At 63.5% G+C, this 13,914-nt stretch carries 11 protein-coding genes; 8 read left to right on the top strand and 3 right to left on the bottom strand.

Features of this window, described 5'->3' with window-relative positions; translation table 11 throughout:
* Positions 1-218: 218 nt before the first annotated feature.
* From ydcS to B348_RS0122140, 3 genes are all read right to left on the bottom strand, one after another.
* On the bottom strand, positions 219-1,370 hold the full coding sequence (gene ydcS, locus B348_RS0122150) for a putative ABC transporter substrate-binding protein YdcS (protein ID WP_017738229.1): 1,152 nt from the start codon (positions 1,368-1,370) through the stop codon (positions 219-221).
* Positions 1,371-1,444: 74 nt separating this feature from the next.
* Entirely contained in the window at positions 1,445-2,902 is a 1,458-nt protein-coding gene (locus B348_RS0122145) for a gamma-aminobutyraldehyde dehydrogenase (RefSeq protein WP_017738228.1), read from the bottom strand.
* Positions 2,903-3,034: 132 nt separating this feature from the next.
* Positions 3,035-3,946, bottom strand: coding sequence for a LysR family transcriptional regulator (locus B348_RS0122140; RefSeq protein ID WP_012722545.1), 912 nt, complete (start codon positions 3,944-3,946; stop codon positions 3,035-3,037).
* A 168-nt stretch (positions 3,947-4,114) separates the two neighbouring features.
* Between B348_RS0122140 and B348_RS0122135 the strand changes: the two genes are divergently transcribed.
* The 8 genes from B348_RS0122135 to B348_RS0122100 all read left to right on the top strand — a co-directional run bounded on the left by B348_RS0122135 (position 4,115) and on the right by B348_RS0122100 (position 13,521).
* Positions 4,115-4,822, top strand: coding sequence for a tellurite resistance TerB family protein (locus tag B348_RS0122135; protein WP_017738227.1), 708 nt, complete (start codon positions 4,115-4,117; stop codon positions 4,820-4,822).
* A 265-nt stretch (positions 4,823-5,087) separates the two neighbouring features.
* Positions 5,088-6,710 carry a methyl-accepting chemotaxis protein gene (locus tag B348_RS0122130; protein ID WP_017738226.1) on the top strand — a complete coding sequence of 541 codons (1,623 nt, stop codon included), beginning with the start codon at positions 5,088-5,090 and terminating at the stop codon, positions 6,708-6,710.
* Positions 6,710-7,222 (top strand): chemotaxis protein CheW, encoded by a 513-nt coding sequence (locus B348_RS0122125; RefSeq protein ID WP_017738225.1) that lies wholly within the window; start codon positions 6,710-6,712, stop codon positions 7,220-7,222. The genes B348_RS0122130 and B348_RS0122125 overlap by 1 nt, the downstream gene beginning before the upstream one ends.
* Entirely contained in the window at positions 7,219-8,478 is a 1,260-nt protein-coding gene (locus tag B348_RS0122120; RefSeq protein WP_017738224.1) for a protein-glutamate O-methyltransferase CheR, read from the top strand. The genes B348_RS0122125 and B348_RS0122120 overlap by 4 nt, the downstream gene beginning before the upstream one ends.
* Complete coding sequence (locus B348_RS0122115) at positions 8,475-9,176, top strand: chemotaxis protein CheW (protein WP_017738223.1); 702 nt, start codon at positions 8,475-8,477, stop codon at positions 9,174-9,176. The genes B348_RS0122120 and B348_RS0122115 overlap by 4 nt, the downstream gene beginning before the upstream one ends.
* Positions 9,173-11,461 (top strand): hybrid sensor histidine kinase/response regulator, encoded by a 2,289-nt coding sequence (locus tag B348_RS0122110; protein ID WP_017738222.1) that lies wholly within the window; start codon positions 9,173-9,175, stop codon positions 11,459-11,461. The genes B348_RS0122115 and B348_RS0122110 overlap by 4 nt, the downstream gene beginning before the upstream one ends.
* Positions 11,458-12,468, top strand: coding sequence for a chemotaxis response regulator protein-glutamate methylesterase (locus B348_RS0122105; protein WP_017738221.1), 1,011 nt, complete (start codon positions 11,458-11,460; stop codon positions 12,466-12,468). The genes B348_RS0122110 and B348_RS0122105 overlap by 4 nt, the downstream gene beginning before the upstream one ends.
* A 51-nt stretch (positions 12,469-12,519) precedes the next feature.
* The gene (locus B348_RS0122100) at positions 12,520-13,521 is read left to right on the top strand and encodes a diguanylate cyclase (RefSeq protein WP_017738220.1); all 1,002 of its coding nucleotides are present in this window, start codon (positions 12,520-12,522) and stop codon (positions 13,519-13,521) included.
* The last annotated feature ends 393 nt before the right edge of the window (positions 13,522-13,914 follow it).

The raw sequence follows: 13,914 nt of genomic DNA, 5'->3' as shown, positions 1-13,914 counted from the left end.
GTCGCAGCGGCCCGGCCTGGACTTCTGAAAAAACGGATATCGGTGAAGGCGGTCAGCAATGTGGGCGCTGGCTTCTGTGGGAGCTGGCTTGCCTGCGATGGCATCACCTCGGTGTAACAGACACACCGAGGCGCCTGCATCGCGGGCAAGTCGAGGCGTCGAACCGCCGGCTCCCACAGAAGCCAGCTCCCAACAAGCTAGCTCCTTGTGTTCAGGAACTAGCGGCCGCCCATGATCGCAATGTAATCCTGGGTCCAGCGGCTATACGGCACGAACTTGCCGCCCTCAGCCTGCGGGGTTTTCCAGAAGGCGATCTTGTCGAACTGGTCGAAACCATTGGTCTTGCAACCCTCGGCGCCGAGCAGTTCGCTTTCCTTGCACGCCGCAGGCACCGCCGGCAGCGAGCCGAACCAGGCCGCCACATCGCCCTGTACCTTCGGTTGCAGCGACCAGTCCATCCACTTGTAGGCACAGTTCGGGTGCTTGGCCTCGCTGTGCAACATGGTGGTGTCGGCCCAGCCGGTGGCGCCTTCCTTGGGGATGGTCGAGGCAATCGGCTGCTTCTCGTTGACCAGGCCGTTGACCTGATACGGCCACGCGCTGGAGGCCACCACGCCTTCGTTCTTGAAGTCACTCATTTGCACGGTGGTGTCGTGCCAGTAGCGGTGGATCAACGGTTGCTGGGCGCGCAACAGGTCGAGCACGGCCTTGTACTGGGTTTCGGTCAGTTCATAGGGGTTCTGGATACCCAGTTCCGGCTGGGTCGACTTGAGGTACAGCGCCGCGTCGGCGATGTAGATCGGGCCGTCATACGCCTGCACGCGGCCCTTGTTCGGCTTGCCGTCCGGCAGGTTCTGCGCCTCGAACAGCACGTTCCAGCTGGTGGGCGCGGTCTTGAACACGTTTGTGTTGTACATCAACACGTTCGGGCCCCACTGGTACGGGGTGCCATAAGTTTGCTGGCCGACCACATACCACGGCGCATCCTTGAGGCGCGGGTCGATGTTCTTCCAGTTCGGGATCAACGCTGTGTTGATTGGCTGCACGCGCTTGCCACCGATCAAACGCAGCGAAGCGTCGCCCGAGGCGGTGACCAGGTCATAACCGCCCTTGGCCATCAGGCTGACCATTTCGTCAGAGGTGGCGGCGGTTTTCACATTGACCTTGCAGCCGGTTTCCTTCTCGAAACCGCTGACCCAGTCGTAGGCCTTGTCGCTTTCGCCACGTTCGATATAGCCGGGCCAGGCGACGATATCCAGCTGGCCTTCACCAGCGCCAACGGCCTTGAGCGGTTCGGCGGCCTGCAGGCTGGCGCTGGCCAGCAGCGCGGTGGCCAGGGCACTGAGCAGTGCGGTCTTGTGCGCGGACATGGGGGTTCCCTCTTCTTTAATTATGGTCGGGGCAGTTTTTCGCAAACCGGTGACGCATGAGCTTAGTTGTTGTTTTAGAGATGCTGGCCGTGGCGCGCCATGATGTGGCGCACCACGCTGTAGTCCTGTAGCGAATCGCTGGACAGATCTTTGCCATACCCCGAGCGCTTCAAGCCGCCGTGGGGCATTTCGCTGACCAGCATGAAGTGGCTGTTGATCCAGGTGCAGCCGTATTGCAGGCGGGCCGCGACCTGCATGGCCTTGTCCAGGTTCTGGGTCCACACCGAGGAAGCCAGGCCGTATTCGGAGTCGTTGGCCCAGTCCACCGCCTGTTCCAGTTCGTCGAAGCGGGTCACGGTGACCACTGGGCCGAACACCTCGCGCTGGACGATTTCATCATTCTGTTTACAGCCGGCCAGCAGGGTCGGTTGGTAATAGAAGCCCGCGCCGGAGTGCACGGCGGCGCCGGTCACGCGTTCGATATGCGGCTGGCCGAGGGCGCGTTCGACAAAACTGGCCACACGGTCGCGCTGGCGCGTGCTGATCAGCGGGCCGAGTTCGTTGTCGGCGTCGCGTTTGCCGGCAAAGCGCAGGCTGCTGACCGCTGCGCCCAGCTCGGCGACCAATTTGTCGTGAATCCCGGCCTGGGCGTAGATGCGGCAGGCGGCGGTGCAATCCTGGCCGGCGTTGTAGTAGCCATAGGCGCGCACGCCCTCGACCACGGCTTGCAGGTCGGCGTCGTTGCACACGATCACCGGGGCTTTGCCGCCGAGTTCCAGGTGCGTGCGTTTCAGGGTTTTCGACGCGGCTTGCAGGATCTTTTGCCCGGTGACGATATCGCCGGTCAGCGAGACCATGCGCACTTTCCCGTGGCTGACCAAATGGCTGCCGACGCCTTCGCCGCCGCCACACAGAATGTTGATCACCCCGCGCGGCAGCAGTTGGCTGAGGGCCGGTGCCAGGGCGAGGATCGACAGCGGCGTGTGCTCGGAAGGTTTGAACACCAGGGTATTGCCGGCCGCCAGGGCGGGCGCGATTTTCCACGCGGCCATCATCAGCGGGTAGTTCCACGGCGCAATCGAGGCGACCACGCCAATCGGGTCGCGGCGCACCATGCTGGTGTAGCCCGGCAGGTACTCGCCGCTGAGCTGGCCGGTCTGGCAACGCACGGCGCCGGCGAAGAAGCGGAACACATCGACGGTGGCGCTCAGGTCATCCTGGCGCGCCAGGTGCAACGGCTTGCCGCAGTTCAGGGCTTCCAGGCGGGCGAGGTAATCGGCTTGTTTTTCGATGGCATCGGCGATGCCGAGCAAGATGTTCGAGCGTTGTTGCGGCGTGGTCCGCGACCAACCGGCAAAGGCGCGGTGGGCGGCGAGGATCGCGCTTTCGACTTGCTCGGTGCTGGCTTCGGCAATCTGGGTGAGGACTTCACCGGTGGCCGGGTTGAGGATCGGCTCGGCAAACCCCTGGCCCTGGACCAGTTCGCCGTCGATCAGCAACGCAGTGAGCAGCGGGGTGGGCGCGCCGGACATTTTTCGCGATCTCTTTTCTTGTGTGGCCATGGGCGTTCTCTTACGAGGGCCTGACCTTTCTCTTATGGATGCACAGAGACTAGAGGTCAGGCGCGAGGTCAACAAATACTAAATACTGAATGCAGCATTCGATTAAATAGATGGCTTGCGTGGGTGCGGCTGTTCGCGCGCGACCGTCAGGAACGGGTCGACCAAGGCCGGCCGCGCGGTGCCACGGCGCCAGGCCAGGCCGACGTCGAGGGTCTGGCTGAGGTCGGCAATCGGCCGCGCTTCAATAATGTCGCCCTCCAGTGACCAGGGGCGGTAGGTCATGTCGGGCTGGATCGACACGCCCAGGCCCGCTGCCACCAGGCTTCGGACGGCTTCGGTGGAAGCTGTGCGCAAAGTGACGCGTGGCTGTAGGCCGGCGCCGGCCCACAGGCGCTGGGCGTTGTGGCCCATTTCATCGACGTTCAACTGGATCAGCGGCTCGCGCGCCACATCGGCGAGGTTGATGCTGTCGTGCTCCAGCAGCGGGTGTTGCGCCGGCAGCCACAGGCGGTGCGGCGAGTGGGTGAGCACTTCGGTTTGCAGGGCGTGGCGGTCTTCGAGGTTGGAGAGGATCAGCACGCCGACGTCGATTTCGCCGCTGACCAGCAAATGTTCGATGTACGGGCGCTCGTCCTCCATCACACGGATTTCCACATTGGGGTAGGCGCGCTGGAAGCGGGTGAGCAGATCCGCCAGGTAATAACCGGCCACCAGGCTGGTCACGCCGATGATCAACTGCCCGGCCACTTGGTCGGTGCTCTGTTGCAGGCTGCGCTTGGCGTTATCGACGGTGGCGAGAATCAGGTGGGCCTGGCGCAGGAATTGATGACCCTGGTGGGTCAGGGTCATGCCCTTGGCGTGGCGGTTGAACAGGTTGACGCCGATTTCCTGCTCCAGTTGCTGGATCGCCAGGGTCAGTGTGGACTGGGAAATAAAGGCGGTCTGCGCAGCGGCCGAGATCGATCCGGTCTCGGCCACGGCGATAAAGTGCCGGATTTGACGCAAGGTCATCATGCTGGAATTACCAGTGGGGTGTTTTTATAGATTTGTTCGAGTGTATATCGGTTTTAGCGAAGGGTCGTCGCGTTACATCTGGAAGCACTCTAGATCGGGGCTTTTTGGCACTTAGTTTTACGCTGGGGGCCTATTGGTCCTATGAACCCAAGTGTCTGGAGGCTACGAATGAATACCCGTGGATTGCTCGATCAGTTGCTCAAATCTGGCCAGGACATGTTGCAAAACAAGGCTGGCGGCCAGCGTAAACAGGACGACAAAGGCGCGCTTGGCGGGCTCTTGGGCGGCGGCGGCCTGGGCAGCCTCCTCGGCGGCGCGGGCGGTGGCGCCCTGGCGGCGGGGGCCATGGGCCTGCTGCTGGGCAATAAAAAGGCGCGCAAGTTCGGCGGCAAGGCCCTGACCTACGGCGGCCTGGCCGCGCTGGGCGTGATTGCCTACAAGGCCTACGGCAACTGGCAGGCGCAACAGGCCACTGCGCCCAAGGGCGAGCCGCAAACTATCGACCGTCTGCCACCGGCCCAGGTCGAGCAACACAGCCAGGCCATCCTCAAGGCCCTGGTCGCCGCCGCCAAGGCTGACGGCCATGTCGACGAGCGCGAGCGCACGCTGATCGAAGGCGAATTCACCAAGCTGGACAACGACCGCGAGCTGCAAAGCTGGCTCCATGCCGAACTCAACAAACCCCTGGACCCGGCCGACGTGGCCCGCGCGGCAGGCACTCCGGAAATGGCCGCCGAGATGTACATCGCCAGCGTGATGCTGGTGGACGAGGAAAACTTTATGGAAAAGGCCTACCTCGATGAGTTGGCGCGCCAGCTCAAGCTAGAGCCGGGCCTGAAGGCCGAACTGGAAAAACAGGTGCGCCTGAACTCGTAATCACTGACACAACAGGGATCAAAATGTGGGAGCGGGCTTGCCCGCGAATGCGGTGTTTCAGTCACTGAATGTGCTGGCTGACCCACCGCCTTCGCGAGCAAGCCCGCTCCCCCAGTTTTTTACCCAGTCAGGCTTTGTTCCGTAGGAGGGCAGCTCCCCGGGTTGTTTTTGGATTATGTGAGCATTCCATCAAAACCCGTTGATTAATGAGGGCTTCTGCTCAGCTATACTCCCCTCCATTTGAATGGCCCTCCGAGGAATTACTGTGAAGAACTGGACCCTGCGCCAACGGATCTTGGCAAGTTTTGCGGTCATTATCGCCATCATGCTGTTAATGGTTGTGGTCTCTTATTCACGGTTGTTGAAGATCGAAGACAGTGAAGTCGCCGTGCGCGACGACGCGGTGCCGGGGGTTTACCTCAGTTCGATGATCCGCAGCGCCTGGGTCGACAGCTACCTGCAAACCCTCGAATTGCTGGGCCTGCGCGAAGACAAGAAGCTCAGCGACGCCGACAAGGCCGAGTTCAAGTCCTTCGAGGCGCGCATCCAGCAGCAGATGAGCAACTACGCCCAAACCATCGCCGGCAGCGAGGACCGTTCCGAGTTCGACCGCTTCGAAGGCCTGCACCAGGCCTACAACAAGAGCCTGTCCACGGTACTCGACAGCCTGCAACGCGGCGACCTGGTGGCCGCGCGCAAGGAGTTCGACAGCCAGCTCACGCCGACCTGGACCGCAGGCCGCATGAAGCTCAATGACATCATTACCGAAAACAAGAACGTCGCCGATCGTGCGACCAACGCCATCGACGATGCGGTCTCTGCCGCCAAACTGAGCATGTTCCTGTCCCTCGCGGTGGCGATCCTGGCGGCTGGCCTGTGCGGCCTGCTGCTGATGCGCGCGATCATGGCGCCGATGCAGCGCATCGTCGAAATCCTCGGCACCATGCGCGACGGCGACCTGAGCAAGCGCTTGAACCTGGAGCGCAAGGACGAATTCAACGCGGTCGAGACCGGCTTCAACGACATGATGACCGAGCTGACGGCCCTGGTGTCCCAGGCCCAGCGCTCGTCGGTGCAGGTGACCACCTCGGTCACCGAGATTGCCGCCACCTCCAAGCAGCAACAGGCCACCGCCACTGAAACAGCGGCCACCACCACCGAGATCGGCGCAACATCGCGTGAAATCGCCGCCACTTCCAAGGATCTGGTCCGCACCATGACCGAAGTTTCCACCGCTGCCGACCAGGCGTCGGTGGCTGCGGGCTCCGGCCAGCAAGGGCTGGCGCGCATGGAAGAAACCATGCACTCGGTGATGGGCGCCGCCGACCTGGTCAACGCCAAGCTGGCGATCCTCAATGAGAAGGCCGGCAACATCAACCAGGTGGTGGTGACCATCGTCAAGGTCGCCGACCAGACCAACCTGCTGTCCCTCAACGCCGCCATCGAGGCCGAGAAGGCCGGTGAATACGGGCGCGGTTTCGCCGTGGTCGCCACCGAGGTGCGCCGCCTGGCCGACCAGACCGCCGTGGCTACTTACGACATCGAGCAGATGGTGCGCGAGATCCAGTCGGCGGTGTCCGCCGGCGTGATGGGCATGGACAAATTCTCCGAAGAAGTACGCCGCGGCATGTTTGAAGTGCAGCAGGTCGGCGAGCAGCTGTCGCAGATCATCCATCAGGTACAGGCCCTGGCGCCGCGGGTGCTGATGGTCAACGAAGGCATGCAGGCCCAGGCCACCGGCGCCGAGCAGATCAACCATGCGTTGGTGCAGTTGGGCGATGCCAGCAGCCAGACCGTCGAGTCCCTGCGCCAGGCCAGCTTTACGATCGATGAACTGAGCCAGGTTGCGGTCGGTCTGCGCAGCGGCGTGTCGCGTTTCAAAGTCTGATGAGCGACCTCGCGGCTAAACGCGGCGCCGTCCCGGCAGCGAAAAAGGCGTTGTTCCTGGTGTTCCATATCGGCAGCGAACGCTACGCCCTCAAGGCCACGGAAGTGGCCGAGGTGTTGCCGCGCCTGCCACTCAAGCCCATCGCCCATGCGCCGGCGTGGGTCGCCGGCATTTTTGCCCATCGCGGCGCGCTGGTGCCGGTGATCGACCTCAGCGCGCTGACCTTTGGCGCCACGGCCCAGGCGCGCACCAGCACGCGGCTGGTGCTGGTCAATTACCAGCCGAACGACGAGGTTGAACCGCGCTGGCTGGGGCTGATCCTCGAACAGGCCACCGACACCCTGCGCTGCGACCCCGCGGAGTTCCAGCCCTATGGCCTGGACAACCGCCAGGCGCCGTACCTGGGGCCGGTGCGTGAAGATGCACTGGGCCTGATGCAATGGATTGGCGTCAGCGACTTGCTCACCGACGATGTGCGCGCCTTGCTGTTCTCTGCCGAGTTGAGCGTATGAGCAGCGACCCGCGCGTCTTCAACTTCCTCAAGGAACGCATCGGCCTCGACGTCGCCTCCGTCGGCGAGGCGATCATCGAGCGCGCCGTGCGCCAGCGCAGCCAGGCCGTGCAGGCGCAGACGGCCGATGAATACTGGCAGCAACTGCAACGCTCCCATGACGAGCAACAGGCGCTGATCGAAGCGGTGATCGTCCCCGAGACCTGGTTTTTCCGTTATCCCGAATCCTTTGCGACGCTGGCCCGCCTGGCCAAGGCGCGCCTGGCCGAGATCAAGCAGATGCGTGCGCTGCGCATCCTCAGCTTGCCGTGTTCCACCGGCGAAGAACCCTATTCGATTGCCATGGCCTTGCTCGATGCCGGCCTGGCGCCGCACCAGTTCAAAGTGCTGGGCCTGGATGTCAGCCCGTTGTCGGTGGAGCGTGCGCGGCGCGGGGTGTATGGCAAGAACTCGTTTCGCGGCGCCGACATCGAGTTTCGCGACCGCCATTTCAACGAGTCCGCCGACGGCTTCCACATCAGCGAGCGCGTGCGTGAGCAAGTGCGCCTGCAAGTCGGCAACCTGCTTGACCCGACGCTGCTGGCGAACGAGGCGAGCTACGACTTTGTGTTCTGTCGCAACCTGCTGATCTACTTCGACCAGCCGACCCAGAAGCAAGTGTTCGATGTGCTCAAGGGCCTGACCCACGAGGACGGCGTGCTGTTTATCGGCCCGGCCGAGGGCAGCCTGCTGGGGCGCCATGGCATGAAGTCGATTGGCGTGCCGCAGTCGTTTGCGTTCAGCCGGCATGTCGAGCCGGTCAAGCCGGAGCCGGTGTTTGCGCCGATTCCCGCGCCGCCGCCGCTGCGCAGTGCGGCGGCGTTGCCGGTCAAGCCACGTCCGTTCAGCTCGTTCAGTGCCCAGGTGGTGCCGATCAAGGCGCCGCCGTCCGACGCGGCGGATCTGCTCAGCCAGATCGCCACCCTGGCCAACGAAGGCAAAAGCGCCGAGGCCCGAGCCGCGTGTGAACGCTATTTGAGCAACCATCCGCCGGCCGCCCAGGTGTTTTACTGGCTGGGACTGCTCAGCGACGTGGCCGGCAGTGCCCTGGAAGCCCAGGGGTTTTACCGCAAAGCCTTGTACCTGGAACCCCAGCACCCGCAGGCCCTGATGCACCTGGCCGCGTTGCTTGAATCCCAGGGCGACAGTGCGGGGGCGCGCCGTTTGCAGGCGCGTGCCGCGCGTAGCGAGCGAGCTGACAGTGAGTCCAAACGATGAGTAGCCCACACGCGCTCGACACCGCTGGCCTGGACCTGACCCTGGCCGACACCCAAGCCATCGACGACTGCTGGAACCGCATCGGCATCCATGGCGACAAATCCTGCCCCTTGCTGGCGGACCATATCCACTGCCGCAACTGCGCGGTGTACTCCGCCGCTGCCACGCGGCTGCTGGACCGCTACGCGTTGCAGCAGGACGACCATCGCCCGCACGCCGCCGTGGAAATCGGCGAAGACGTGGTCACGCGTTCCCTGCTGATGTTCCGTCTCGGCGAGGAATGGCTGGGCATCGCCACCCGTTGCCTGGTGGAAGTGGCGCCGCTGCAACCGATTCATTCCCTGCCGCACCAGCGCTCCCGCGCCTTGCTTGGCGTGGCGAATGTGCGCGGCGCGCTGGTGGCCTGCCTGTCGCTGGTGGAACTGCTGGGCCTGGACGCCACCAGCAATGGCGCCAGCGGCGGGCGGGTCATGCCGCGCATGTTGATCATCGCCGCGCAGGACGGCCCGGTGGTGGTGCCGGTGGATGAAGTGGACGGCATCCATGCCATCGACGAACGCACCTTGAAAGCCGCGTCGGCCTCCGGCACCCAGGCCAGCGCGCGCTTCACCCAGGGTGTGTTGCAGTGGAAAGGCCGCAGCCTGCGTTGGCTGGACGAGGCGCAATTGTTGTCTGCCGTGACCCGGAGCCTCACATGACCCCCGACCAGATGCGCGACGCCTCGCTGCTGGAACTGTTCAGCCTGGAAGCCGACGCCCAGACCCAGGTGCTCAGCGCCGGCCTGCTGGCCCTGGAACGCAACCCGACCCAGGCCGACCAGCTCGAAGCCTGCATGCGCGCGGCCCACTCGCTCAAGGGCGCGGCGCGGATTGTCGGGGTGGATGCCGGGGTCAGCGTGTCCCACGTGATGGAGGATTGTCTGGTCAGCGCCCAGGAAAGCCGGCTGTACCTGCAACCCGAACATATCGACGCGTTGCTGCAGGGCACCGACCTGCTGATGCGCATCGCCACGCCGGGCAACACCGTGGGCCCGGCGGATATCGAAGCCTATGTGGCGTTGATGGAGCGCTTGCTCGATCCGTCCCAGGCGCCGGTCAAGGCCGTGTCGCCGCCAGTGCCGCCTGTGCCCGAACCCGAACCCGCACCCATCGTTGAAGAGCTGCCATCCGAGCCCGAACCCGCGCCGCCGGTCACCGCTGAGCCGCCACGCTTGAATCGACGCATGACCGAAGGCGGCGAGCGCGTCTTGCGCGTGACCGCCGAGCGCTTGAACAGCCTGCTGGACCTGTCCAGCAAGTCCCTGGTGGAAACCCAGCGGCTCAAGCCTTACCTCTCCAGCATGCAACGCCTCAAGCGCATCCAAAGCCAGAGCGCCCGCGCCCTTGACACCCTGGACGGGCAACTGAAGACCCTGGACCTGAACCTCGAAGCCCAGGAAGCCCTGGCCGATACCCGCCGCTTGTTGAGCGAAGCCCAGGCCCTGCTGGCGGAAAAGACCGCCGAGCTGGACGAGTTCGGCTGGCAGGCCGGGCAGCGCGCCCAAGTGCTCTACGACACGGCGCTGGCCTGCCGTATGCGCCCGTTTGCCGACGTGTTGGCCGGGCAAGTGCGCATGGTCCGCGACCTTGGCCGCAGCCTGGGCAAGCAGGTGCGCCTGGAAATCGAGGGCGAAAAGACCCAGGTCGACCGCGACGTGTTGGAAAAGCTCGAAGCGCCGCTGACCCATTTATTGCGCAATGCCGTCGATCACGGCATTGAAATGCCCGAGCAGCGCCTGCTGGCGGGCAAGCCGGCGGAAGGTCTGATTCGTCTGCGCGCGTCCCACCAGGCCGGTCTGCTGGTGCTGGAATTGAGCGACGACGGCAACGGCGTGGACCTGGAGCGCCTGCGCGGCACCATCGTCGATCGGCACTTGTCGCCGCTGGAAACGGCGCTGCGCCTGAGCGAAGAGGAGCTGCTGACCTTCCTGTTCCTGCCGGGTTTCAGCCTGCGCGACAAGGTGACCGAGGTGTCCGGGCGCGGCGTCGGCCTGGATGCGGTGCAACATATGGTGCGCCAACTGCGCGGCGCGGTGGTGCTGGAGCAGACGGCGGGGCAGGGCAGCCGTTTCCATCTGGAGGTGCCGCTGACCTTGTCGGTAGTGCGCAGCCTGGTGGTGGAAGTTGGCGAAGAAGCCTACGCGTTCCCGCTGGCGCATATCGAACGCATGTGCGACCTGGCGCCCGACGACATCGTGCAACTGGAAGGCCGCCAGCATTTCTGGCACGAGGGCCGGCATGTCGGCCTGGTCGCCGCCAGCCAGTTGTTGCAGCGCCCGGCTGGCCAGAGCCCGTCGGACACGTTGAAGGTGGTGGTGATCCGCGAGCGCGATGCGGTGTACGGGATTGCCGTGGAACGTTTTATCGGCGAGCGCACCTTGGTGGTGTTGCCGTTGGATGATCGCCTGGGCAAGGTCCAGGATATCTCTGCCGGCGCCTTGCTGGACGACGGCTCGGTGGTGTTGATCGTCGATGTCGAAGACATGCTGCGCTCGGTGGACAAACTGCTCAACACCGGCCGCCTGGAGCGGATCGCCCGGCGCAGCCAGCAGGCCACCGAAGCGCCGCGCAAACGCGTGCTGGTGGTGGATGACTCGCTCACGGTGCGGGAACTGCAACGCAAATTGCTGCTCAATCGTGGCTATGAAGTCGCGGTGGCGGTGGATGGCATGGATGGTTGGAATGCCTTGCGCTCCGAGGATTTCGACCTGTTGATCACTGATATTGATATGCCTCGCATGGACGGTATTGAATTGGTCACACTGTTGCGTCGTGATAGTCGCCTGCAATCGCTGCCGGTGATGGTGGTGTCGTACAAGGATCGCGAAGAAGACCGCCGTCGTGGCCTCGACGCCGGCGCCGACTATTATTTAGCCAAGGCCAGTTTCCACGACGACGCCTTGCTCGACGCGGTGATGGAGCTGATCGGAGGGGCACGGGGATGAGGATTGCGATCGTCAATGACATGCCCCTGGCCGTCGAAGCCCTGCGCCGTGCCTTGAGTTTCGAGCCTGCGCATCAGGTTGTGTGGGTGGCGAGCAATGGGTTGGAAGCGGTGCAGCGTTGCGCTGAAGTGACCCCGGACCTGATCCTGATGGACCTGATCATGCCGGTGATGGACGGCGTGGAGGCGACTCGCCAGATCATGGCCGAGACGCCATGCGCTATCGTGATTGTCACGGTCGACCGTCAGGCTAACGTCAGCCGTGTCTTCGAAGCCATGGGTCACGGCGCCCTGGATGTGGTGGACACGCCGGCGCTTGGCGTGGGCAACCCGAAGGACGCGGCGGCGCCGTTGCTGCGCAAGATCCTCAATATTGGCTGGCTGATCGGCCAGCGCGGCAGCCGCGTGCGGGCGGAAACAACGCCGCAACGGGCGACCGGCAAACGCGAGAGCCTGGTGGCGATCGGTTCGTCGGCGGGCGGCCCGGCCGCCCTGGAAATCCTGCTCAAGGGCTTGCCCCGGGACTTTTCCGCGGCCATCGTACTGGTGCAGCATGTGGATCAGGTGTTTGCCGCCGGCATGGCCGAATGGCTGAGCAGCGCCTCCGGCCTGCCGGTACGCCTGGCCCGCGAAGGCGAGCCGCCGCAAAGTGGCGTGGTGTTGCTGGCCGGCACCAACCACCATATCCGGCTCCTGAAAAATGGCACCCTGGCCTACACCGCCGAGCCGGTGAACGAGATTTACCGGCCGTCCATCGACGTGTTTTTCGAGAGCGTCGCCAGCCACTGGAACGGCGACGCGGTCGGCGTATTGCTGACCGGCATGGGGCGCGACGGCGCCCAGGGGCTCAAGCTCATGCGTGAACAAGGATATTTGACCATCGCCCAGGATCAGCAGAGCTGCGCGGTGTATGGCATGCCCAAAGCGGCGGCGGCGATAGATGCCGCTGTTGAAATTCGCCCATTGGATAGAATTGCGCCCCGATTGCTGGAGGTCTTTGCAAAATGATCAAGACCCCCGGCGGTGCTGGCTTGCAGGTAGTAATTCAGGTGACTGCACATGAATGATTTACAGATCGACGACATCAAGACCGACGAAAACGCCGCCATGGTGTTGCTGGTCGATGACCAGGCCATGATCGGTGAAGCCGTACGGCGTGGCTTGTCCCATGAAGAAAACATCGACTTCCATTTCTGCGCCGACCCGCACCAGGCGATTGCCCAGGCGATCCGTATCAAGCCGACGGTGATCCTGCAAGACCTGGTGATGCCCGGCCTTGACGGCCTGACCCTGGTGCGTGAGTACCGCAACCACCCGGCTACGGCGAATATCCCGATCATCGTGCTTTCCACCAAGGAGGACCCGCTGATCAAGAGCGCGGCGTTCTCTGCGGGGGCCAACGATTACCTGGTCAAGCTGCCGGACAATATCGAGCTGGTGGCGCGTATCCGCTATCACTCGCGCTCCTATATGACCCTGTTGCAGCGGGATGCGGCGTATCGCGCGCTGCGGGTCAGCCAGCAGCAACTGCTCGACACCAATCTGGTGCTGCAACGGCTGATGAACTCCGATGGGCTGACCGGGCTGTCCAATCGACGGCACTTCGACGAATACCTGGAGCTGGAATGGCGCCGGGCTATGCGTGATCAGACGCAGTTGTCGTTGTTGATGATTGATGTGGATTTCTTCAAGACCTACAACGATAGCTTTGGTCATGTTGAAGGGGATGAAGCTCTGCGCAAAGTGGCGGCGACTATCCGTGATGCCAGCAGCCGGCCTTCGGATTTGCCGGCGCGTTATGGCGGTGAGGAGTTTGCGCTGGTGTTGCCGAATACTTCGCCGGGTGGGGCGCGGTTGGTGGCGGAGAAGCTGCGCATGGCGGTGGCGGCGTTGAAGATTCCGCATATTGCGCCGGCTGAGGGGGCTAGCCTGACGATCAGTATCGGTTTGTCTACGGTGACGCCGCAGCAGGGGACGGATTGTCGGCAGCTGATATTGGCGGCGGATAAGGGGCTTTACACCGCCAAGCATAATGGGCGGAATCAAGTTGGGATTGAGTAGGGTTGGGTACATATCCGTTATTTAGGTAACGGCTACTTATGGTTCCGCTCTTACAGCGGCTCACTTTTGGAAAGGCCCAAAAGTAAGCAAAAGGCCTTGCCCCACCACTCGGCACCTCGCCTAGGCTCGGTGTGCCCGAACGCAGGCTTGAATCCGTGGGCCGCCGCAATGGGCCATCCATGGCCCAGTGCGGCTAACCCGGCGTCCTGCCGGGTTGCCCACGGATTCAAGCCTGCGTTCGGCCAGCGTGTTTGACGGGGCGACCCCAGATCAAAAGCAAGAGCGCGGCGGCCTTAGAGCCGACCGGTATTTTTCCTGGTGTTCACTCTTCAACTGTGGGAACCGGCACCTGTGGGAGCTGGCTTGCCTGCGATGCAGACACCTCGGTACATC

Source organism: Pseudomonas sp. CBZ-4 (assembly GCF_000346755.1).
Classification (GTDB): Bacteria; Pseudomonadota; Gammaproteobacteria; order Pseudomonadales; family Pseudomonadaceae; genus Aquipseudomonas.
Note: the sequence above shows the minus strand (reverse complement) of the source record. Positions and strands in the feature narration are given on the sequence as shown.